A 21360-nucleotide genomic window follows, 5' to 3' on the forward strand; every position below is an offset into this window, starting at 1 on the left:
ATCACCGCAGGGATTGGGCGATATGAACGTGACCGACACACCAGACGAGGACAAGCTGCCCACACGGTCACAAAGCCGCAACCGCGTGCAAACAGCGGCGCTGGTCATCATTGCGGGTGCGATCTTCTTGTTCCTGCTGGTCGAGGCGCGGTTCTTGCTGACATCGCTTGCCGTGGCGATCATCGTCTTCAGCCTGACCAGCGATGCGATCGGCCACATCGCCCGGCTCAAGGTGGGGCGAGTGGGCATTCCCAACTGGCTGGCAAGCCTTGTGGCGGTGCTGCTGATCTCGACCGGCCTTTTCATGCTGAGCTCGCTGATCTTGTCGCAGATCAACACGGTGCTGGCGACGACGCTGACCTATACGGAACGGGCACCCGGGGCCGTGGCGGATCTGTTTGCATGGATGGGCCCCGAGGTTGAGACCGCAATCGCCAGCGCCATCGGCAGCATCGATGTTTCGGGCTATCTGCGCGCCATGGCCGGTCAGGCGGGCGGCCTGATGCAAAGCACGGTGTTGGTGATCTTGTTTGTGGGTTTTCTGTTCGCCGAGCGGCTCTGGTTCGAGGTCAAGCTGACCAGCCTGATGGGCGGCAATGCCAAGCGCGCGGCGCATGCCCGGCGGGTGATCGGCACCATCATGCATCGGGTGAACTATTACCTGTTGGTCAAGACGGTGGTCAGCGCCGTGACCGGGGTCATGGTCTATGGCGTGGCGCTGGCCTTTGGGCTGGAGCTGGCGGTGGCGATCGGCATCCTGACCTTTGTGCTGAACTACATCCCCAATGTCGGCTCGATCGTTGCGACGGTTCTGGCCACGCTTGTCACCTATGTGCAACTGGGCGAACCGGGGCCGACGCTGGCGTTCTTTCTGGCGGTGGGCGCGATCCAATTCATCAATGGCAACATCATCGACCCTTGGCTGATGGGCCGCGCGCTCAGGCTGTCGACCTTTGGTATTGTCGTTGCGCTGGCTTTCTGGGGGTCGATCTGGGGGATTGCGGGCATGTTCTTGTCGGTGCCGATCATGGTTGCGGCCATGATCGTGTGCAGCCATGTGCCGGAATTGCGCCCCGTGGCCGTGCTTTTGTCGCGTGAAGGTTTGCCCGATCTTGAAACCGATCTGCCAAAGCGATTTGCGCGACGCACGCTGGCGGCGGCTGTCCCGCCCGATCCGGTGACAACGCAGCAATCAAGGCGCGGCTAACCCGCGTCGCGCAGCACCTGAAGAAAGGCATCGCCAAAGCGTTCAGCGCGCCGGTCGCCCAACACCCGCGCCACCGCGCCAAGATCGCCGGGCCGCAATTCGGCCAGCTTGGCCAGTTGCGCCGAAGAACAGGTGACGGGTTTGTCCAATCCCGTTTCACCGCGCGCCAGATCGGCCTGCACCGCCAAAAGCCGATCATAAAGCGTACCGGCATCACGCCCGGCCAGCTTGCGCCGCGCCGGGTGCAGATCATCGGGGCGGTCGCCCGTGATCACAGCCAAGAACAGCGACCCGTATTTTTCCAGCTTGGACGCCCCGACCCCGGTGATGCGCGCCATCTGATCCAGCGTTTCGGGCCGGGTTTCCGCCATTTCGATCAGCGTGCGATCCGTGAAGATCACATAGGCCGGAACGCGCGAGGCCTCGGCCAGGGCGCGGCGCTTGGCTTTCAGCGCGGACAGGAGCGGCGCGTCCTCATCGGCCACCAGCATCTTGACCTGCGGGCGGCGTGGGGCAGCCTTGATCGTGTCATGGCGCAGCGTGATCCCCGCCTCACCGCGCAGGATCGGGCGCGCGGCTTCGGTCATGCGCAGCGCGCCGTGCCGGGCGGGATCGGGGCGCACCAGATCATGGGCGGCCATCTGACGAAACACCGCCTGCCAGCCGCGCGTGTCGAATTCCGTTCCGACGCCAAAGGTCGGCAGCGTTTCATGGCCCCTTTCGCGCATCTTGTCGGTCTGTGTACCCGTCAGAATATCGATCAGATGCCCCGCCCCAAACCATTCCCCGGTCCGCAAGATCGCCGACAGCGCCTTGCGCACGGGGGTGGTGGCATCAAAGACCTCGGGCGGGTTGAGGCACAAATCGCAATTGCCGCAAGGCGCGGACGCTTCTCCGAAATAGCCCAAAAGCACTTGTCGCCGGCAGGCCAGCGCTTCGGCCAGACCCAAAAGCGCATTGAGCCGCGCGTGATCGGCGGCCTTGCGTTCGGGTGGGGCCAGCCCCTCGTCGATCTGTGACCGGCGAAAGCGGATGTCATCGGGGCCGTAAAGCGTCAGGGTATCGGCGGGCGCCCCATCGCGCCCGGCGCGGCCGATTTCCTGATAATAGCCTTCGATGGATTTCGGCAGATCGGCATGGGCGACCCAGCGGATGTCGGGCTTGTCCACACCCATCCCAAAGGCGATGGTTGCCACCACGATCAACCCGTCCTCGGTGGCAAAGCGCCCTTCGACGATGCGGCGATCCTCTGCTTCCATCCCGCCGTGATAATGGCACGCGCTATGGCCCGCCTGCGCAAGCGCCTGGGCCAGCGCTTCGGTCTTGGCGCGGGTGCCGCAATAGACGATGCCCGACTGCCCCTTGCGCGCCGCAGCAAAGGACAAGATCTGTTGGCGGGGGTTTTGCTTGACCTCAAAGGCCAAGCCCAGATTGGGCCGATCAAAGCCGCGCAGAAAGATGTCGGGCTGGGCGCCATCAAACAAGCGAAGGATGATTTCATCGCGCGTTTCGGCATCTGCCGTTGCGGTAAAGGCCGCCAGCGGCACATCCAAGGCGCGACGCAATTCCCCGATCCGAAGGTAATCGGGCCGGAAATCATGACCCCATTGGCTGACGCAATGGGCCTCATCCACCGCGATCAGGCAAACGCCCGCACGCTTGAGCATGCGTTGCGTACCGGATGCGGCCAGACGTTCGGGCGCGATATAAAGAAGCTTGAGGCTGCCATCTTCGAGCGCGGCCCAGACGGCGTCGGTTTCCTCGGGCGTGTTGCCGCTGGTCAGCGCACCCGCGACCACACCTGCCTCATGCAAGCCGCGCACCTGATCGCGCATCAGCGCGATCAAGGGCGAGATCACCACCGTCACGCCTGTGCTGAGCAGCGCGGGCAACTGAAAGCACAGCGATTTGCCACCGCCCGTCGGCATGATCGCCAGCACATTGCGCCCGTCGGCCACGGCTTGCACGATCTCGGCCTGACCGGGTCGAAACGCGGAAAAGCCAAAGACCGAGGATAAAAGCGCGCGCGCATCCTGCATTTGGGTTGCCTGTCGGGTCACTCGAAAGATTTGCTCGATTTTCCGGGACTCTTCCATGTTGAGATGCGGTTCACAAGAGCTTGAACCCAGATCCTGCCGGGCTGTCTTGAGGGGCGGAACCGAATGACAAAAGACCGGTGGCCCCCAAAGCAATCAGCGGGCCGGAACCCTATTGCACATCGCCCCGCATGCCCGGATCGGCGCGCAAAAGCGTGATCACCGTGCCGCCATAGCTGCGCTGATCGCTCAGGGCAAAACCCGGCGGCACCCGAGGCGGCGCGTTGTCTTCCCACATGATCAACGCCCCCGGCGCGATCCAGCCGCCCGTCTGGGCATTGGCCAGCGCAATCTCGCCCAGACCCTTGCCATAAGGCGGATCAAGAAAGACCAGACCAAAGGGCAGGCCCGTCGCCGGGCCCAGATCGGTCGCGTCACGGGCAAACACCTTGCTTGCGCCTTGGGCCGCACAGAGCGCGACATTGGCGCGCAAAAGCGCGCGCGCCGCGACACCATCATCGACGAATGTGACATGTCCGGCGCCCCGGCTGAGTGCCTCGAGCCCCAAGGCACCCGTGCCCGCGAACAGATCCAGCACACGGGCCCCCGTGATCGGGTCGCCATGCTTGCCCGAGGTCAGGATGTTGAACAGGTTCTCGCGCACCCGATCGGTGGTCGGGCGCAGATGCGCGGCCACATCGCCCGCCCCGACCTCGGCCAGTTTCCTGCCGCGAAAGCGCCCCGCGATGATCCGCATGCCTTAGCCCTGCAACAGCGGCTTGAGATCCTGAGCGGCATCGGCTACCCGCGCAGGATCGGGGGATTTGCCCGCCTCGATCAACCGCTTGCCGATCATGTAGCCGCGCGGATCATTCATCGCATCGACCGCCACCAGCCTGTCATCCGCGTAATACCAATGCGACCGCGCCGCCCCTCCATCGCGCACCACGACGCGGGTGTAGCCGGCGTTCAGCCCCGCGATCTGCAGCTTGATGTCATATTGATCCGACCAGAACCACGGCAGCGGGTGATAGGCCACCCCCGCCCCAAGGATGTTGCGGGCCACTGTTTCAGCCTGATCGATGGCGTTTTGCACCGATTCCAGCCGGATGCGCCCACCGCGATGGGGAAAGCTGGCACAATCGCCCGCCGCCCAGATCGCAAGATCGCTGGTGCGCCCCTGTTCATCGGTCATGATCCCGTTGTCGATCGCAAGCCCCGCCGCTTCGGCCAGGGCGGTGGCGGGGGCGATGCCGATCCCCACGATCACCAGATCGCAGGGCAATTCCACCCCGTCCGACAAGACGGCCCCCGTCACATGATCGGCGCCCAAAAGCCGCGACAGGCCCACGCCTTCGCGGATATCGACGCCATGGGCGCGGTGCAGCGCGCGAAAAAAATCCGATGTCTCGGGGGCGGCCACGCGTTGCAAGATGCGCGGCGCCATTTCGATCAGTGTCACATCCATGCCACGCTTGCGCGCGACGGCGGCGGCCTCCAGCCCGATATAGCCGCCCCCCACGATCAGCGCGCGCCGCCCCGGTTGCAGGCCGGGCGCCATGCCATCCACATCGGCCAGCCCCCGCACCACATGCACGCCGCCCAGATCGCCCCCGATCGCCGCAGGCAAGCGGCGCGGCACCGACCCCGTGGCCAGCACCAGCGCATCATAGGCGATGGTCTGGCCGCCGACGATCACCTGCCGCGAGGCCCGGTCGATCGCATCAACCGGACAACCCAGCATCAGAGTGATGCCCGCGTCGCGATAATAGCTTTCGGGGCGCAACAAGAGCCGATCTATGCTCATTTCACCCAAGAGATAGGCCTTGGACAAGGGCGGGCGCTGATAGGGCGGCACGGGTTCCTCGCCAATCAGGGTGATCGGGCCTGCAAAGCCTTCGGCACGCAGCCTGGCCACACAGGCCGCCCCCGCCTGACCGGCGCCGATGACCACGATTTTCGTCACGTTCCGCACCTTTCGCGTTGGCCGTCTGTCGCGCTGACCCTATATGGCGGTGCACCGGATTAACAAGCGAAGGGGACCGCACCAATGACCATTTCCGTAGGCGACACACTGCCCGATGCCACGCTGCTGATCTTTGGCGCCAATGGGCCGGAAGCGGTCAGGATGGCCGACAAGACCCGTGGCCGCAAGGTTGTGATCTTCGGTCTGCCCGGGGCCTATACCCGCACCTGCACCGCCGCCCATGTGCCCACCTTCATCCGCACCAAAGGCGATTTCGATGCCAAGGGCGTGGATGAGATCATCTGTGTTTCGGTCAACGACCCCTTCGTGATGGCCGCATGGGCCAAGGACACCGGCGCGGCAGAGGCCGGGCTGACCTTTCTTGGGGATGCGGGCGCGGAATTCACCAAGGCGATCGGCCTGAACTGGACCGCAGCACCGGCGGGCTTCTACGACCGCTCGCGCCGTTATGCGCTTTACGCCGAAGATGGTGTGGTCAAGGTGCTCAACATCGAAGAAGGCCCGGGCGTTTGCGAATTGTCGGCGGGTGAAACCCTGCTGGCCGCCATCTGACGCATGGGCAAAACGCAAGTTTTGCCCACGGAAAAACGCCAGTTTTTCGGCGCGGAAAACCCGGGTTTTCCGCGCCCTACCTTGCGAAAAGATCCATCTTTTCGGCCAGCCTGACATCAAGATCACTCAATCCGCCCACATCATGGGTGGCCAGCGTCACATCCACCGTTTTGTAGACATTGAACCATTCCGGGTGGTGGTTCATCTTTTCCGCAACCAGCGCGACCCGCGTCATCCACGCGAAAGCAGCGGTGAAATCGGTGAAAACGTAGCGCTTGCGCACCGCCTCGCGGCCATCAACGAGCGCCCATCCGGCTTGGGTCAGGCTTGCAAGGGCCGCGTCCCGCGCGGCACCGTCTAGCTTTGTGGCTGGCATCAATCCTGTTCCTCCATCTGCGCGCGCTTGAACGGGCCATAGCCCGTCATGATCTCGATCTCTTCGCTCACCGCCGCCCGCTCGGCCCTCAGATAGCGCGCGACGGCATCGGCAAAACCCGCATCGCGCACCCAATGCAGCGAATGGGTCTGCACCGGCAGATAACCGCGCGCCAGCTTGTGTTCGCCCTGTGCGCCCGCCTCGACCCGGCCCAGCCCATGAGCGATGGCGAAATCGATGGCCTGATAATAGCACAGCTCGAAATGCAGGCAGGGATGATGTTCGGTGCAGCCCCAATAGCGCCCGTAAAGCACATCGCGCCCGATGAAATTCAGCGCCCCCGCCACCGGCCGCCCCTCGCGCAGCGCCAGCACCATCAGCATGTCGTCGCGCAGGCTTTCATGCGCGGCGTCGAAAAATGCCCGCGTAAGATAGGGCTGGCCCCATTTGCGTGCGCCCGTGTCCTGATAGAACCGCCAGAACGCATCCCAATGCGCGGGCTGGATGGCATCGCCCGTCAGCGCCACCATGTCGCCACCAAAGCCTTGCGCTTCGGCGCGTTCCTTGCGGATGGTCTTGCGCTTGCGCGAACTGAGCGCTGCCAGAAACCCGTCGAAATCGCCATAGCCTGCATTGTGCCAGTGAAATTGCTGACTGATCCGGGCCATCAGGCCCATCTGCGCGCCGGCTGTGGCCTCGGCTTGGGTGCAAAAGGTGACATGCAGCGAGCTGAGGCCGTTTTCCTCGGTCAGGCGCACGGCGGCTTGCACCAATGCGTCCATGCCTGCCGCGTGCCAGCCGGGACGGGTCAGAAAGCGGCGGCCTGTCGCGGGGGTAAAGGGCACGGCCATCTGCAGCTTGGGGTAATAGCGCCCGCCCGCCCGCTGATAGGCATCGGCCCAGTTATGATCAAAGATGTATTCGCCCTGACTGTGGCCCTTGGAATACAGCGGGGCGACGGCGATCACCTGTCCGGCGCTGCGTGCTACCAGATGCCGCGGCGCCCAGCCCGTGCCGGTGCCGACAGAGCGCGACACCTCCAGAGCGTGCAGAAAGCGGTGCGTGCTGAACGGATCATGGGGCGGCCCGCCATCGGCCGCCTCGGGGCAGGCACAGGCATCCCAATCGGCAGCATCGATCTGGGCGATTGCGCCCAGAACCTCGATTTCGATGGGGGCGCTTGCGTCCAAATCCCGTCTCCGGCGGCTGCTGGGGCTTGCACCTCAGATGGGGCGCGTGTGGGCCGCGTCAATCCGAAGATCAGGCCGGATAACCCTCAAAGGTGATCTGATCGGCAAGCCGTCGCGCGATGCCTTCGGCTTCGGGCGATTTGACGGTCCAGCACAAGATCGGCACGCCCCCGGCCTTGAGTTCCGACACGCGCGGGCGGGCCAGATCATGCCAATCATGGCTGATGAAGCTGGCGCCCACGGCCTCGAAGCTACTGATATCGCGCAAAAGGGCACAGGTTTCAGCCGACAGGTCAGGCCAATCACCCGGTTCAAAGCCACAGCTTGTGATCCCGCGCGGCAGATCGGGGGCAAGTGCCGCCATCGCGGCCATCATGGCGGGGTTGAACGACATCACCGCCACATCGCCACCATAGCCCGCCAGCGTTGTTGCCACAGCCTGTTCCAGATCCGTCACACCGACGCCGGCAGCGCCCGACTGATCCTTGAGTTCGATCAAAAGCGGCACCTGTCCGGCGACCTGATCCAGTATGGCGGCCAGTGTCGGAATATGATCGCCGCTGGCCGAGCCGCTGAGCGTGATCTGACCCAACGCCGCCGCACTCAACCCGCGCAAGGGGCCGCTTTGGGCGGTCAGGCGATCGAGCGTGTCGTCATGAAACACCATGGCCACGCCATCGGCGCTGAGTTGCAGATCAAGCTCGATGCCATAGCCCGCCGCGATCGCGCGGGCAAAGGCCGCGGGGCTGTTTTCAATGACGCCAGCCGCCCGGTCATGCAAACCGCGATGCGCGATAGGTCGGGCCAGCAATGCGGCGGGAAGCGCGGGCATGTCCGTGCCTCAGGCGGGTTTGATCTGGAAAATCCCTTCGACCTCGACCGCGCAGCCAAAGGGCAGGCCCCCCGCACTGACGGCAGACCGGCTGTGCCGGCCCTTGTCGCCCAGCACGTCGACCAACAGATCGGATGCGCCGTTGACGACCTTGGGCTGATCGCCGAATTCGGGCGGGGCATTGACAAAGCCGGTCAGCTTGACCACCCGCACCAGCCGATCCAGATCGCCACCGCAGGCGGATTTGACCTGTGCCAACAGGTTGATCGCACACAGCCGTGCCGCAGCAGCCCCCGCCGCGATATCCAGATCGACGCCAACGCGGCCCTTGATCAGGCTGTCCAGACCCGCGGACGTCATCGGGATCTGGCCCGAGACGAACACCAGATCACCCGCGACGACATAAGGCACATAATTCGCCGCCGGCGCGGGCGGGGGCCCTGCCAGGATGATGCCAAGCTCCGCAAGGCGCGCTTCGATTGTTCCAGCCATTCCGATATCTCCCAGCCGATCCGATTTGACGCAAAGCTAACCGTAGCACCGCCAAAGGAAAAGAGGCGAAGCGCAGCCTGCGTCAGCTTTCGCGAAAGGCGCGGGCGAAATAGATGCTGAACGGTTCCAGCAGATAGGTCAGGGGCGTGCGGTCATTGGTGCGGATGAAGGCCTCGACCGGCATGCCGGGCAACAGCACGCGCGGGGCAAGGCGGGCCATCTCTCCCGCGTCCAGCGCCACTTCGGCGCGATAGAACGACGCGCCGCTGCGCTCATCGACAAAGGCATCGGCCGAGATTTGCGTCACCTGCCCCATCAGATCGGGCAGATTGCGCAGATCGAGCGCGGGAAACCGCAAGCTGACCGCCTGACCGACAAAGACCTGATCGATATGGATGGCGGGCACCTCGGTGGTGATCACCAAGGGCCGCCCTTCGGGCACCACAAAGCCCACGGGATCGCCCGCGCGCAACACCGATTGCGGACCAAAGACCTGTAGCCCGATGATCCGGCCCGCGACCGGGGCGCGCAGATCAAGCTCGGCCATGCGGCGGTCAAGATCGGCAAGGCGCTGGCGCAATTCCTCTTCGGCCACGCGAATCTCGCGCAATTCGGCGATGGCTTCCTCGCGGCGGGTGGTGGCGCGCTGCAAGATCGCCAATTCGGTCTCGATCACGCGCTCGGCGGCCTCGGCCTTGCGCGCCTCCAACTCACCCAGGGAACCGCGCAATTGCGCCGCGTCACGTTGCAGACGCAAGACCGGATCGGATTGGATCAAGCCACGCTCGAGCAAGCCGCGCTGGCGGATCAGATCGGCATCGACCAGCGCAAGCTGTTCGGCCAGCGCCGCATCTTGCGCGCTGAGCGCGGCAATCTGCGCCGCGATCTGGGTGATGCGGCCGCGAAGCTGTTCGATTTCGCGTTCGGCGGTGTCACGGCGCGCGGCAAACAGGGTATCTTGACCCTGCATCAGATCGGCCAGTTCGGCATCGGTGGCCGCAGTCGCGGCCAAGGCGGGGGAAAACACCACGCTGGCCGCGCCATCGCGCTCGGCCTCAAGCCGGGCGCGACGCACGCGCAATTCGAACAGCCGCGCCACCGCGACCGCCTGATCGCGGGCAAGCTGGCCGGGGGCCAGGCGCAGCAGCACATCGCCTGCCGCGACCCTGTCGCCCTCATCGACCAGAAGGGCGGCCACCACGCCCCCCTCGGGATGCTGGAGCGCTTGGCGGTTGCGCTCTACCTCGATGCGGCCCGAGGCGACGATGGCGCCGGCAAGCTGGCTGGTCATCGCCCAGCCACCGAACCCGCCCAACAGCAGCAGCATGGCCAACAGCCCCGTCAAAAGCGGCCCGCGCACAGACCAGCCATGCCCGGCATCGGGATGCTGTGGTGCGCTCATGACACACCGCCCGCGGCAGCGGTCTTGATGTCGGCATAGTTGGCCAATGTCTTTTGCAGCACCTCTTGGGTGGGGCCAAACATCACCGGCGCGCCGCCCGACAACACCAAAAGCCGATCACATTCGCGGATGGCGGCGGGGCGGTGCGCCATGATCAGAACCGCGCGACCCCCGGCCTTGATCGCCTGAACCGCGCGGTTGAGCGCGATGGACCCCTCATTGTCGAGCGCGGAATTGGGCTCATCGAGGACCAAAAGAACCGGGTCGCCATAAAGCGCGCGCGCCAGCCCGATCCGCTGGATCTGCCCCCCTGACAGCCGCGCCCCAAGACCCGATACGCGGGTGTCATAGCCTTCGGGCAGATCGAGGATCATCTCATGGGCCGCGGCCATGCGGGCGGCGGCGACAACCTTGTCGGTGTCGGGCGTCTCGGCCAGCCGGGCAATGTTTTCCGCGATCGTGCCTTCGAACAGCGTCACCGCTTGCGGCAGATAGCCGATGTAGCCCCCCAGCGCGTCAGGATCGTATTGGTCAAGCGTCGCGCCATCCAGACGAATCTGTCCGACAGCGGGCAGCCACACCCCGGTTATGGCGCGCGCCAAGGTGGATTTGCCCGAACCCGAAGGGCCGATGATCCCGACCGCCTGACCCGGTTCGATGCGAAAGCTGACACCGCGCAGCGTGGGCGCACGCGCGCCGGGCGGCACGACCGAAAGCTGCGTCACATCAAGCCGTGCCCTTGGCATGGGCAGCGCCATACGGGGTGGCGGCGTGGTCTCTGCCGCCAAAAGCGCCGATAGCCTGCGCCAAGCCTGGCCCGCTTCGGCGATTGCACCCCATTGGCCGACCGCCATCTCGATGGGCGCCAAGGCCCGCCCCAACAGGATCGACCCCGCAATCATCGCACCCGCCGTCATTTCGGCCTGAAGCACCAGATACGCACCCAGACCAAGGATCGCCGATTGCAAGAACAGCCGCACGGTGCGGGTGGCCGCGCTGAAGCCGCCCACCAGATCGGTGGCGCGCATCCCCTCGGCCAGCGCAAGGCCGCGTTGACGGCGCCAGCGACGAAAGGCGCTGCCCTCCATGCCCAGCGCGCGGATCAACTCGGCCTCGCCTTGCATATCGCCCGCCATGCGATCGGCGCCATGCGCGACCGCGGCCGCGCGGGCGATCGGCAATTGGCTGAGCGCGCGGTTCATCAGGGCCAGACCGATCAGAACCGCCATGCCCGCCAAGGCCAGCCAGCCCAGCCACGGATGAAACAGAAAGATCGCGGCGATGAACAGCGGCGTCCACGGAAGATCAAACACCGCCATGAACACCGGGGCGGCCGTCAATCGCTGAACCGACGCCAGATCCTGAAGCGCGCTTTGCCCCTCACCCGTGCGGCGCGCCCGCGCAAGAGCGGCGGCAAAGATGCGCCCATCGAGCGTTGCCTGCAAACGCGCGCCATAGCGCGCACCGATGCGGCCGCGCACGAAATCGAGCACCCCCATCATCAGGAACAAGAACACGATCAACACCGTCAATGCGACCAGCGTTTCCTCGGACCGCGACCCCAGAACGCGATCATAGACCTGAAGCATGTATAGCGGCCCGGTCAGCATCAGCGCGTTGACCGCCATGCTGAACAGCGCGATCGACCACAAAAGCCAGCCATTTTGACGCCGGAACTGCGTCAACTCGTCGGGGCCGGATGCAGTCTTGGGCGATATCTCGGCCATCTTGCTCACTCAATACTCACACGCACGGGGGCGCCCCTTGACACGGCGGCCCAGACCCTCTTGTAACAACGACAGCCCCCCGATGGCTATAGACAGTCGCATAGCTTTAAATCCGGTTTCTTCCGACTAGGTTGCAAGGGGCAAATGACATGATCGAACGGATGCTGCCTGTGTTTGATGCCCTTTCGCTTCGCCGCCTATTTTCAGGTCTTGCCGCGCTTGCGCTTGCTACCCTGGCGGCCTGTGGCCCTGCGACACTGCCGCCCGGCGATCAGATCACGGATGCGGCCGAGGCGCGCAATCGGGCCGTGCATCGCTTCAATCTTGCGCTCGACAGCGCCATCGTGGGCCCGACCGCGCAGGGCTATGGCAGCGTGGTGCCCGACCCGCTGCGGCAAGGGGTGAGCAATTTCGCCTCGAACCTGTCGCAACCATCCTACATTCTCAACAACCTTGTTCAGGTGCGGATCGGTCAGGCATCGCAGAACCTGATCCGGTTCATGGTCAATTCGACCCTTGGGATCGGCGGGCTGTTCGATCCGGCGACCGCCTTGGGCGTGCCGGCCGCGCAGACCGATTTTGGCCAAACCCTGCATATCTGGGGCGTGGGCGAAGGGGATTTTGTCATGCTGCCCGGTTTCGGCCCGTCCACCACGCGCGACACGGTCGGCTTGATCGTGGATATGGCAACCAATCCGGTCCGTCATGCCGTGCCCGAGGCCGACCGCCGCTATGTCACCGCAGCCCAGCTGATGGACCGCCTTGGCACCCGCTACGAGATGGATGCCACGATCGATGGCCTTTTGTATGAAAGCGCCGACAGCTATGCCCAGCTTCGCTCGCTCTATCTTCAGAATCGGCGCTTTGCTTTGGGCGGCGCTGTGGCTGTGCCGGCGGGTGGGGGTGACGATGCCTATGCCGATCCCTATGTTGATCCATACTGATCCTAGTTTCACGTTCAGGTCTTTGCCCATGTCGCATGAAATCCGCCCCACCCGCCGTGCTGTCGTGATCGCGGGCTGCCTTGCCGCAGGCGCCGCCATCTTGCCGCTGCGCGCGCTGGCCCTGTCGGCCGCACAGGCCAGCGGGCTGGTCGAGCTTGTCGCAGCCGAGATCACCCGCATCATCAATTCCGGCCAATCCGAGACAACGATGATCCGTGATTTCGAACGGATGATGGCGCGCTACGGCGACATGCCGACCATCACCCAATCGGTTCTGGGCCCGCCCGCGCGGACAGCCAGCCCGACCCAGCTTGCCGATTTTGCCGATGCGTTCAAAGGCTACATGGCGCGCAAATACGGGCGGCGCTTTCGGGAGTTCATCGGCGGAACCGTCAGTGTGACCGGCGCCCAGGACACTGGTCGCTACATCGAGGTGATCGGCCAGGTGCTTTTGCGGGGTCAAGCCCCCTTCGAGGTGCGTTTCCGCGTCTGGGATCGGTCGGGGCAGGCACTGTTCATCGATCTGTTGATCGAAGGCGTATCGCTGGTGATCACGGAACGATCCGAGATCGGGGCGATCCTTGACCGCAACGGCGGCTCGATCGATGCGGCCGCTGCTGCATTGCGCAATTTGGGGTAACACCACACCGGCCTTCAGGATGGGCGCCTGCGCCCACACTGGCCCCGGACATCAGGACAACGGCACGGCCATGGCGCCCGTGCCGTTGACGCATGGCCTTGATGGTCAGAAATCCAGATTCTCGACGCTCAGCGCATTGGCCTGAATGAATTCACGCCGCGGTTCGACCACATCGCCCATCAGCTTGGTAAAGATGTCGTCGGCTTCTGCCAGATCATCGACCTTGACCTGCAAAAGCGTGCGCGCTTCGGGGTCGAGTGTGGTTTCCCACAACTGACCCGGGTTCATTTCACCCAGACCCTTGTAGCGTTGCATCTGAAGACCCTTTGCGCCTTCGTCCAGGATCGCACCCAGCAATTCCGTGGGTCCATGGATCAGCTGCTCACGATCCTTGCGGCCTAGCTTTGCCGGGTCACGATAGACCTCGCGGCTGTCGCGGCTGACCTCGGAAAGTTTGCGCGCCTCGCCCGAGCGGAGCACGGCACCATCGAGTGTGCGAATCTCCTCCACCCCGCGCAAAACGCGGCTCAAGCGAATGCCATGATCTTGCGTGATCCGACCCGCCCAGCCGCGCTCGTATTCCACCGCGACCTGATCAAGCCGCTGGGCAACCTCATCCGCCACGCGCTGCAGATCTGCATCGGCCCGGCCCGGATCAAAGGCACCGGCCAGAGCCGCCTGTTCCAGAATATGGCGCGGGTAATGGGTGGGAAAGGCCTCGAGAATGCGTTTGAAACTGCGCGCGCCTTCGACCACACGGGCCAGATCGGCGCCTGCGATTTCTTCGCCACCCGGAAGACGCAGCACCGCGCCCTCGGTGCCTTGCTGGATCAGATAATCCTCAAGCGCGATCTGGTCCTTGATATAGACCTCGGATTTGCCACGGCTGACCTTGTAAAGCGGCGGTTGGGCGATGAACAAATGCCCGCCCTCGATCAGTTGCGGCATCTGGCGGAAGAAAAAGGTCAACAACAGCGTGCGGATATGTGCGCCATCGACATCGGCATCGGTCATGATGACGATCTTGTGGTAGCGCAGCTTTTTCAGATCGAATTCATCGCGCCCGATCCCGGTGCCCAGCGCCGTGATCAGCGTGCCGATTTCCTGACTGCCCAGCATCCGGTCAAAGCGCGCCCGCTCGACGTTCAGGATCTTGCCGCGCAACGGCAGAACCGCCTGATTGTGACGCGACCGGCCCTGTTTGGCCGACCCGCCCGCGCTGTCGCCTTCGACAAGGAACAATTCGGATTTCGCGGGGTCTTTTTCCTGACAATCGGCCAGTTTCCCGGGCAGGCTGGCCACATCCATCGCCGTTTTGCGCCGGGTCAATTCCCGCGCCTTGCGCGCCGCCTCGCGCGCGACGGCTGCTTCGATGATCTTGCCCACGATGATGCGCGCCTCGCTTGGGTGTTCTTCGAACCACTCACCCAGCTTTTCGTTCATCAGGTTCTCGACCGCCGGCCGCACCTCGGATGACACCAGCTTGTCCTTGGTCTGGCTGCTGAATTTCGGATCCGGCACCTTGACCGACAAGACGCAAGTCAGCCCCTCGCGCGCGTCGTCACCGGTGAAATTCACTTTCTCGCGCTTGGCGATGCCCGATGATTGCGCATAGCTGTTGATCGATCGCGTCAGCGCGCCCCGAAAGCCCGCCAGATGCGTGCCGCCGTCGCGTTGCGGGATGTTGTTGGTAAAGGGCAACACCATCTCGTTGTAGCTGTCGTTCCACCACATCGCGACTTCGACGCCGATGCCGTCCTTTTCGCCCGAGACATAGATCGGATCGGCCATGACCGACGATTTCGACCGGTCCAGATAGCGGACGAATTCGCGCACACCGCCTTCATAGATCATCTCGACCCGCTGGGGTTCGGCATGGCGCAGATCCTCCAGCACGATCTTGACCCCGGAATTGAGGAACGCCAGTTCGCGCAGACGGTTTTCCAGCGTCTTGAAATTGTAGTCGAGGTTGGAAAACGTGGTGGTCGATGCCAGAAAGCGCACCTCGGTCCCGGTTTCGCCGCCGCTGTCGCCCACGACTGCCAGATGCTTGACGGTATCGCCCCGCTCGAAACGGGCGTAGTGTTCATGGCCCTCACGCCAGACGCGCAGATCCAGCCAATCGGACAGCGCATTCACCACCGACACGCCGACCCCGTGCAGACCACCCGAAACCTTGTAGGAATTCTGGTCGAATTTTCCGCCCGCATGCAGTTGGGTCATGATGACCTCGGCGGCTGAAACACCCTCTCCCTCGTGGATGCCGACGGGAATGCCGCGGCCATTGTCCCGAACGGAAACACTGTCATCGGCGTGCAAAATGACGTGAACATAATCGGCATGACCGCCCAATGCCTCGTCGATGCCATTGTCGACGACCTCATAGACCATGTGGTGCAGGCCCGACCCATCGTCGGTATCGCCGATATACATGCCGGGGCGCTTGCGGACGGCCTCCAGGCCTTTGAGAACCTTGATGGAATCTGCGCCATAATCACTCGGCGCGGGGGCGGTGTCTGCCATGCGGTGCTCTGCCTATATTGTTCGGGGTTTTATACCCCCCGGGGCGGGGAATGTCACGCCGCACACACAAGATTTAGTCGCTGCACCCCACAGGACCGCCAAAAGCCTTGGCCGTCAGACGAAAGGGATCGCAACGCCCACCCCAATCAACAACAGGCCCGAAGTGGTGTTGAGCCTGCGGATCGCATTTGGGCTTTGCAACAGCCTGCGCGCACGGTCGAGAAACAGCGCCAGACCAAGATTGCCGATGAGCGGCACGATGGCCGAAATCGCAAGGATCGCAAGGATGTCGGGGGTCGTGATGCGGCTCAGGTCGAAGAAACCGGGCAAGAAACCCATGTAAAACAAGATCGCCTTGGGATTGCCGATGACAGCCGCAACGCCCACGGAAAACCCCGCCCAAAGCCCCGGTCGCGTCATGCGGCTGTCGGTGCCCGGCGTCTTGGCAGGCGCGCGGATCAGCACAATCCCCATGACGATGAAAACCCCGGCCGCGATCCAGCGCATCACGGCAAGCGCATCCCCATAAAGCGACAGCACCCAAGCAAGCCCGAGAATGGCACACAGCGGCCAGATCAGATCGCCCAGCGCCACGCCCACGGCAAGCGGCCAGGCGCCCGACATGCCCCCCGACAGCGCCCGCGCGGTCAGCGCAACCCAGACCGGACCGGGCACGACCCAAAGCCCCGCCATCGCGGCGGCATAAAGCGCCAGTTGTTCGGCTGTGACGGTCATTGCACCCCCGCATCCGAAACGCGCGCTTCGCTGGCCCCGCCATGATCGGCAAGGGCCACATACTGCGCCCTTGGGCCAAGGTCCACGAACAGCTCAAGACCTGTGCCGGTCATCCAGGCCTGTGCACCCAAGGCGCAAATCTCGTCAAAAAGGGCCGCGCGCCGGCCTGCATCCAGATGCGCCGCCACCTCATCCAGCAAAACCAGAGGCGCGGCCCCGGTTTTGGCCTTGATCGCGCGGGCATTGGCAAGAATGAGCGAGATCAAAAGCGCCTTTTGTTCGCCGGTGGAACACTGCGACGCCGGCATCGCCTTGTCGATATATGTGGCGACCAGATCGGCGCGGTGCGGCCCGACCAGCGTGCGACCCGCAGCCATGTCGCGGGGGCGGCTTTCGGCAAAGGCCGAAGCGTAATCGCCGGCATCGGTCAGATCATCCGTCTCGAGTTGGAGATCCGCGGCGGGAAAGGCTGTCGCGGCACCATGCTGCGCAGAAGTGATGCGGGCAATGGACCCCCGGCGATTGGCCGTCAGGATCACAGCGGCTTCGGCCATCTGTGCTTCCAGGGCACCATACCAGCGCGGATCGGCGACGGCATCCTTCAACAGCCGGTTGCGCTCGCGCATTGCCTTTTCGTACGCCAGCGCCGCATCGGCATGGTCGGGTTGAAAGCTCATGGCGATACGGTCCAGAAAGCGCCGCCGCCCATCCGCCCCCTCGATCCAGAGCCGATCTTGCGCCGGGACAAGCCACACGATCCTGAGCAACCGCGCAAGGACCGTTTGCGCCGCAGGCTTGCCATCGATCAAGGTGACGCGCGGCTGGCCGGGTTCGGCGGTCAGTTCCACCTCATGTCCCAAATCCGCGCCCGCGACCTTGGCCATGACCTTCCAGCCGATGGCCTCGGGGCGGCGGATGATTTCATCGGCACCCGCACGCCTGAGACCCCGACCCGGCGACAACAGCGAGACCGCTTCGATCAGATTGGTCTTGCCGGTGCCATTGGGCCCGTAAATCGCCACGGGCCGCCCATCGAATTCCAGCCGCGTGCGACGGTGGCTGCGAAAATGTGACAGCGTCAAGGCGGCGACATGCGGGGTCATGGGGGCGTTTTCCTGAAGGAAAACGCGTGGGAAATCTCGAGATTTCCCACGCGAAAAACCCGGGTTTTTCGCGCCCTCACACGCGCATCGGCATCACGACATAGATGGCGCTGGTGTCGTTGCCCTCGCGCATCAAGGTCGGCTCGCCGGGCGATGAGAACATGAACACCGCATTCTCGCGATCCACCTGGCTGGCAATCTCCAGCAGGTATTTCGCGTTGAATCCGATCTCGAGGCGGTCGTCGTCATAGGCAACGGCCAGTTCCTCCTCGGCATTGCCTGCATCCGGGGCGTTGACCGACAGCACGAGCCGATCCTCGTCGAGCGAAAGCTTCACCGCGCGCGAACGTTCCGAGCTGACGGTGGCGACCCGATCCACCGCCTTGGCAAAATCGGCGGCGTCCACTTCCATCCGGCGGGTGTTGCCGGTCGGGATGACGCGGGCATAATCGGGAAATGTGCCATCAATGACCTTGGAGGTCAGCGTCACCTCGGGGGTGGCAAAACGGATCTTGGTCTCGGACACGGATACCGCGATCTGCGCCTCGTCATCATCCAGCAGCTTGCGGATCTCGCCCACGGTCTTGCGTGGCACGATCACACCGGGCATGGTCTGTGCGCCCTGGGGCAAGGCTGCATCGATGCGCGCCAGCCTATGCCCATCCGTGGCGACCGCGCGCAACACCGGGGCGCCATCGCTTTCGGAGACATGGAAATAGACGCCGTTCAGATAATACCGCGTCTCTTCGGTCGAAATGGCGAATTTCGACTTGTCGAAAAGCCGCCGAAGCACCGGGGCCGGGCAGGCAAAATTGGCGGCATATTCGGTGCTGGTCATCACCGGGAAATCTTCGCGCGGCAATGTCGCCAGTTGAAAAGTCGAACGCCCGGCCTGAACCGTCAGACGGCCATTCATGCTGTCATCGATCAGCGTGACCAGCGCACCATCGGGCAGCTTGCGCACGATTTCATGCAGCGTCACGGCCGAGACGGTTGTGGCGCCCGCCCGCTCGACCATCGCGGCGGCGCGATCAACCACTTCGATATCCAGATCGGTCGCACGGAAACTGACCGCCGCGCCCTCGGCCTCGATCAGCACATTGGCAAGGATCGGAATCGTATTGCGGCGTTCGACGACCGACTGCGCCTGAGAGACAGCGCGCAACAAGTTGGCACGCTCGATCGAAAATTTCATGGCCTTGGCTCCGACAACTGCGGGGGCTTCGACCCTAGCCGTCTCCCCCGTCCGCACAAGCGTTATTTCTAGGAGTGTCGCGCGCCACGCCGGGCGTCAAGCCCCATCGCGGGGCCTGTTGTCCAAGCGTCAGCGGTTCACGCTTCCAACGTGCGCCGCAGGATTTCGGCATCCTCGGCAATCTGGCTGTCAACCGACATCAATTCCTCGATCTTGCGCACACCATAAAGAACCGTGGTGTGGTCACGCCCACCCAGTTTGCGCGCAATTTCGGGATAGCTGCGGCTGGTCAGATTCTTGGACAAATACATCGCCATCTGCCGAGGACGCGCCACAGCACGGGCACGGCTGGCGCCGGTGATATCGGCTTGGCGGATGTTGTAATATTCGCAGGTCGTCTTGATGATCTGATCCAGCGTCACCTTGCGGTCAGTGGAGCGCAAGATGTCGGACAGGCAATCTTGCACCATCTCGATGGTCACTTCGCGCCGCACCAGATCGGCAAAGGCAAAGAGCCGCGTCAGCGCACCCTCGACGACACGGATATTGGTCGAAATGCGCTGCGCCATGAATTCCAGCACACCTTCCGACAGCTTGATCTGAGGATTGCGGGCCAGCGCCTGTTCGGCCTTGTGCTGCAACACGCCCAGGCGCAATTCGTAATCGGTGGGATGCAGATCGACGACCAGCCCGCATTGCAACCGCGATGCGATACGGGCGTCCAGTTCCTCCATGTCCACGGGGGCGCGATCACCCGAGATGATGATCTGTTTGCCCTCTTCCACCAGGGCATTGAAGGTGTGGAAGAATTCTTCCTGCGTGGATGTCTTTCCCGCAATGAACTGCACGTCATCCACCATCAGCACATCGACCGACCGGAAGATCTGCTTGAAGGTCATCGTGTCCTGTTCGCGCAAGGCGCGCACAAAGCGATACATGAACTGCTCTGCCGACAGGTACAAGATACGCGCCCCGGGATATCGAGCGCGCAAATCCCAGGCGATCGCATGCATCAGATGCGTTTTGCCAAGGCCCACGCCGCCATACAAGAACAGCGGGTTGAAGGTAACATCGCGCCCCTCGGCCACCCGGCGCGCAGCCGCATGGGCCAGCTCGTTGGGCTTGCCCACCACAAAATTGTCAAAGGTGTAGCCGGGGTTGAGTGTGGCACCCGGCAAATCCTCGGTGCCGGTGCGCAGACCAGGCCCCATCGGTCGCTGCCCCTGAACGGCCGGCGCGGCCGGACTGGCCACGGGCGGCTTGCTGGCGCTGCCGGACCGCAGGGCCCCGGCGGGGCTCACCGAAAATTCGACGCGGTCCACGCCCACCCCTGCGGAATTGAGATGCCGCAAGATCACATCACGAAAATTCTGGGTGACCCAAGAGCCGAAAAAATTCGTGGGCACGTGAAAGCGGGCCGTGCGGTCATCGAGACGGTCGAAAACGATGGGTGCAATCCATGCCGTGAAATTGTTTTCACCAACAGCCTTGAGCAGTTCGCCCCTGACGTGCCCCCAAGTGTCATTCGTCATTCTCGTCCCATCCTCGGTTCTTGTTATCGGGCGCTGGCGCTGCCCGTCTACCTTTCACACGCACCGAAGCACGCATCACGACACCGAATCGCCAGATCTTTTGGGCCTTTCCAGCCCTTTGATCTGACCCATCCCCGAGATCTGGGCCGCAAGCCACCGTGATCGGGCGCAACTGCGCCCGGACCCACAGATGATACGAATAACCCGAACCCTGGCAGCTCTGTAGCGGATCGAAGGTCACGCGCAATGAAGCATCCCGGAAACAGGGTTCCGGCATCGCACTGCGTATCGGCCCAGAGGGCGACCCTTTTGCGGGTCTGCGACTCTGTGATCAGCTTGCCCAGGGACGGCAGTTCGCCCCGGGCCCGGCATTGCCGATTCTGTCCCTCGATCCAGCCCCCCAAAGCAGCTGAATCGCCCCTTGAAGCTAGCGGATGGGGCAAGGTCGCTGCAACGACTCTTCGAACTTGACTCTCACTTGAGGGGAAACCGAATCTCCCTCCGGGCGATAGACAGTTCTGACTCAACGAATTTTTCTTCAAGAAAAAAGCGCCCCGACCAGCGGGGCGCTTTTGCATGTCACAACCCAGACGGGTTTGATGGCCTGATGTTCAGACCTTGAGCGCCTTAACACGCGCCGACAGGCGCGACATTTTCCGCGCGACGGTGTTCTTGTGCAAAACACCCTTGGTCACGCCGCGCATCAATTCGGGCTGGGCATCGCGAAGTGCTGTTTCGGCGACGGCGTGATCACCACCGGCGATGGCCTCTTCGACTTTGCGAATGAAGGTGCGGATGCGCGAACGGCGTGCCTTGTTGATGGCATAGCGGCGGTCGGCTTGGCGGGCGCGTTTTTCGGACTGGGGCGAATTTGCCATGATGTGTCT

The 21360-nt window shown here is 63.5% G+C and carries 19 protein-coding genes; 4 read left to right on the plus strand and 15 right to left on the minus strand.

Annotation, left to right across the window (positions count from 1 at the left end):
• Nucleotides 1-22 precede the first annotated feature (22 nt).
• Complete coding sequence (locus tag Q0094_RS02995; RefSeq protein WP_297615110.1) at nucleotides 23-1207, plus strand: AI-2E family transporter; 1185 nt, start codon at nucleotides 23-25, stop codon at nucleotides 1205-1207.
• Here Q0094_RS02995 and recQ read toward each other — a convergent pair.
• From recQ to Q0094_RS03010, 3 genes are all read right to left on the minus strand, one after another.
• The gene (recQ, locus tag Q0094_RS03000) at nucleotides 1204-3246 is read right to left on the minus strand and encodes a DNA helicase RecQ (protein ID WP_297615112.1); all 2043 of its coding nucleotides are present in this window, start codon (nucleotides 3244-3246) and stop codon (nucleotides 1204-1206) included. The two genes, Q0094_RS02995 and recQ, sit on opposite strands and share 4 nt — an antisense overlap.
• A gap of 169 nt (nucleotides 3247-3415) precedes the next feature.
• On the minus strand, nucleotides 3416-4000 hold the full coding sequence (rsmD, locus tag Q0094_RS03005; RefSeq protein ID WP_297615114.1) for a 16S rRNA (guanine(966)-N(2))-methyltransferase RsmD: 585 nt from the start codon (nucleotides 3998-4000) through the stop codon (nucleotides 3416-3418).
• A gap of 3 nt (nucleotides 4001-4003) precedes the next feature.
• On the minus strand, nucleotides 4004-5209 hold the full coding sequence (locus Q0094_RS03010) for an FAD/NAD(P)-binding oxidoreductase (protein WP_297615116.1): 1206 nt from the start codon (nucleotides 5207-5209) through the stop codon (nucleotides 4004-4006).
• Between the two features lie 84 nt (nucleotides 5210-5293).
• On the opposite strand from Q0094_RS03010, the gene Q0094_RS03015 reads away from it, so the two are divergent.
• Entirely contained in the window at nucleotides 5294-5782 is a 489-nt protein-coding gene (locus Q0094_RS03015) for a peroxiredoxin (RefSeq protein WP_297615118.1), read from the plus strand.
• Between the two features lie 76 nt (nucleotides 5783-5858).
• Here the strand turns inward: Q0094_RS03015 and Q0094_RS03020 are convergent, their stop codons facing one another.
• The 6 genes from Q0094_RS03020 to Q0094_RS03045 all read right to left on the minus strand — a co-directional run bounded on the left by Q0094_RS03020 (nucleotide 5859) and on the right by Q0094_RS03045 (nucleotide 11801).
• A complete protein-coding gene (locus Q0094_RS03020; RefSeq protein WP_297615120.1) occupies nucleotides 5859-6158 on the minus strand; it encodes a 4a-hydroxytetrahydrobiopterin dehydratase in 300 nt (99 codons plus the stop codon).
• Complete coding sequence (locus Q0094_RS03025; RefSeq protein ID WP_297615122.1) at nucleotides 6158-7348, minus strand: GNAT family N-acetyltransferase; 1191 nt, start codon at nucleotides 7346-7348, stop codon at nucleotides 6158-6160. The genes Q0094_RS03020 and Q0094_RS03025 overlap by 1 nt, the downstream gene beginning before the upstream one ends.
• A gap of 70 nt (nucleotides 7349-7418) precedes the next feature.
• Nucleotides 7419-8180, minus strand: coding sequence for a glycerophosphodiester phosphodiesterase family protein (locus Q0094_RS03030; protein ID WP_297615124.1), 762 nt, complete (start codon nucleotides 8178-8180; stop codon nucleotides 7419-7421).
• Between the two features lie 9 nt (nucleotides 8181-8189).
• The gene (locus tag Q0094_RS03035; protein WP_297615126.1) at nucleotides 8190-8672 is read right to left on the minus strand and encodes a RidA family protein; all 483 of its coding nucleotides are present in this window, start codon (nucleotides 8670-8672) and stop codon (nucleotides 8190-8192) included.
• A gap of 82 nt (nucleotides 8673-8754) precedes the next feature.
• Nucleotides 8755-10074 (minus strand): HlyD family type I secretion periplasmic adaptor subunit, encoded by a 1320-nt coding sequence (locus tag Q0094_RS03040; RefSeq protein ID WP_297615128.1) that lies wholly within the window; start codon nucleotides 10072-10074, stop codon nucleotides 8755-8757.
• Nucleotides 10071-11801, minus strand: a complete 1731-nt coding sequence (locus tag Q0094_RS03045) for a type I secretion system permease/ATPase (protein WP_297615130.1) — start codon at nucleotides 11799-11801, stop codon at nucleotides 10071-10073. Before Q0094_RS03045 ends, Q0094_RS03040 begins: the two co-directional genes overlap by 4 nt.
• A 149-nt stretch (nucleotides 11802-11950) precedes the next feature.
• Here Q0094_RS03045 and Q0094_RS03050 point away from each other — a divergent pair, with 149 nt between their 5' ends.
• On the plus strand, nucleotides 11951-12745 hold the full coding sequence (locus Q0094_RS03050; RefSeq protein WP_297615132.1) for a VacJ family lipoprotein: 795 nt from the start codon (nucleotides 11951-11953) through the stop codon (nucleotides 12743-12745).
• A 28-nt stretch (nucleotides 12746-12773) separates the two neighbouring features.
• A complete protein-coding gene (locus Q0094_RS03055; protein WP_297615134.1) occupies nucleotides 12774-13385 on the plus strand; it encodes a phospholipid-binding protein MlaC in 612 nt (203 codons plus the stop codon).
• Between the two features lie 105 nt (nucleotides 13386-13490).
• Here the strand turns inward: Q0094_RS03055 and gyrB are convergent, their stop codons facing one another.
• The 6 genes from gyrB to rpsT form a co-directional block, all read right to left on the minus strand.
• Nucleotides 13491-15908 (minus strand): DNA topoisomerase (ATP-hydrolyzing) subunit B, encoded by a 2418-nt coding sequence (gene gyrB, locus Q0094_RS03060; protein WP_297615137.1) that lies wholly within the window; start codon nucleotides 15906-15908, stop codon nucleotides 13491-13493.
• 114 nt (nucleotides 15909-16022) lie between these two features.
• Nucleotides 16023-16643 carry a LysE family translocator gene (locus Q0094_RS03065; protein WP_297615139.1) on the minus strand — a complete coding sequence of 207 codons (621 nt, stop codon included), beginning with the start codon at nucleotides 16641-16643 and terminating at the stop codon, nucleotides 16023-16025.
• A complete protein-coding gene (gene recF, locus Q0094_RS03070; RefSeq protein WP_297615141.1) occupies nucleotides 16640-17746 on the minus strand; it encodes a DNA replication/repair protein RecF in 1107 nt (368 codons plus the stop codon). The genes Q0094_RS03065 and recF overlap by 4 nt, the downstream gene beginning before the upstream one ends.
• Before the next feature lie 76 nt (nucleotides 17747-17822).
• On the minus strand, nucleotides 17823-18941 hold the full coding sequence (dnaN, locus tag Q0094_RS03075; protein ID WP_297615143.1) for a DNA polymerase III subunit beta: 1119 nt from the start codon (nucleotides 18939-18941) through the stop codon (nucleotides 17823-17825).
• 137 nt (nucleotides 18942-19078) lie between these two features.
• The gene (gene dnaA, locus Q0094_RS03080; protein ID WP_297615145.1) at nucleotides 19079-20473 is read right to left on the minus strand and encodes a chromosomal replication initiator protein DnaA; all 1395 of its coding nucleotides are present in this window, start codon (nucleotides 20471-20473) and stop codon (nucleotides 19079-19081) included.
• Between the two features lie 611 nt (nucleotides 20474-21084).
• Nucleotides 21085-21351 (minus strand): 30S ribosomal protein S20, encoded by a 267-nt coding sequence (gene rpsT, locus Q0094_RS03085; RefSeq protein ID WP_297615147.1) that lies wholly within the window; start codon nucleotides 21349-21351, stop codon nucleotides 21085-21087.
• Nucleotides 21352-21360: the final 9 nt, after the last annotated feature.

It is taken from the genome of uncultured Roseicyclus sp., from assembly GCF_937892565.1.
In the GTDB taxonomy this organism is placed as follows: domain Bacteria; phylum Pseudomonadota; class Alphaproteobacteria; order Rhodobacterales; family Rhodobacteraceae; genus Roseicyclus.

Coding starts and splice junctions, on each gene's coding strand:
- Q0094_RS02995 (WP_297615110.1), top strand. CDS start 23: ATGAACGTGACCGACACACCAGACGAGGACAAGCTGCCCACACGGTCA.
- recQ (WP_297615112.1), bottom strand. CDS start 3,246: ATGCAGGATGCGCGCGCGCTTTTATCCTCGGTCTTTGGCTTTTCCGCG.
- rsmD (WP_297615114.1), bottom strand. CDS start 4,000: ATGCGGATCATCGCGGGGCGCTTTCGCGGCAGGAAACTGGCCGAGGTC.
- Q0094_RS03015 (WP_297615118.1), top strand. CDS start 5,294: ATGACCATTTCCGTAGGCGACACACTGCCCGATGCCACGCTGCTGATC.
- Q0094_RS03020 (WP_297615120.1), bottom strand. CDS start 6,158: ATGCCAGCCACAAAGCTAGACGGTGCCGCGCGGGACGCGGCCCTTGCA.
- Q0094_RS03030 (WP_297615124.1), bottom strand. CDS start 8,180: ATGCCCGCGCTTCCCGCCGCATTGCTGGCCCGACCTATCGCGCATCGC.
- Q0094_RS03035 (WP_297615126.1), bottom strand. CDS start 8,672: ATGGCTGGAACAATCGAAGCGCGCCTTGCGGAGCTTGGCATCATCCTG.
- Q0094_RS03040 (WP_297615128.1), bottom strand. CDS start 10,074: ATGAGCGCACCACAGCATCCCGATGCCGGGCATGGCTGGTCTGTGCGC.
- Q0094_RS03045 (WP_297615130.1), bottom strand. CDS start 11,801: ATGGCCGAGATATCGCCCAAGACTGCATCCGGCCCCGACGAGTTGACG.
- Q0094_RS03050 (WP_297615132.1), top strand. CDS start 11,951: ATGATCGAACGGATGCTGCCTGTGTTTGATGCCCTTTCGCTTCGCCGC.
- Q0094_RS03055 (WP_297615134.1), top strand. CDS start 12,774: ATGTCGCATGAAATCCGCCCCACCCGCCGTGCTGTCGTGATCGCGGGC.
- gyrB (WP_297615137.1), bottom strand. CDS start 15,908: ATGGCAGACACCGCCCCCGCGCCGAGTGATTATGGCGCAGATTCCATC.
- Q0094_RS03065 (WP_297615139.1), bottom strand. CDS start 16,643: ATGACCGTCACAGCCGAACAACTGGCGCTTTATGCCGCCGCGATGGCG.
- recF (WP_297615141.1), bottom strand. CDS start 17,746: ATGACCCCGCATGTCGCCGCCTTGACGCTGTCACATTTTCGCAGCCAC.
- dnaN (WP_297615143.1), bottom strand. CDS start 18,941: ATGAAATTTTCGATCGAGCGTGCCAACTTGTTGCGCGCTGTCTCTCAG.
- dnaA (WP_297615145.1), bottom strand. CDS start 20,473: ATGACGAATGACACTTGGGGGCACGTCAGGGGCGAACTGCTCAAGGCT.
- rpsT (WP_297615147.1), bottom strand. CDS start 21,351: ATGGCAAATTCGCCCCAGTCCGAAAAACGCGCCCGCCAAGCCGACCGC.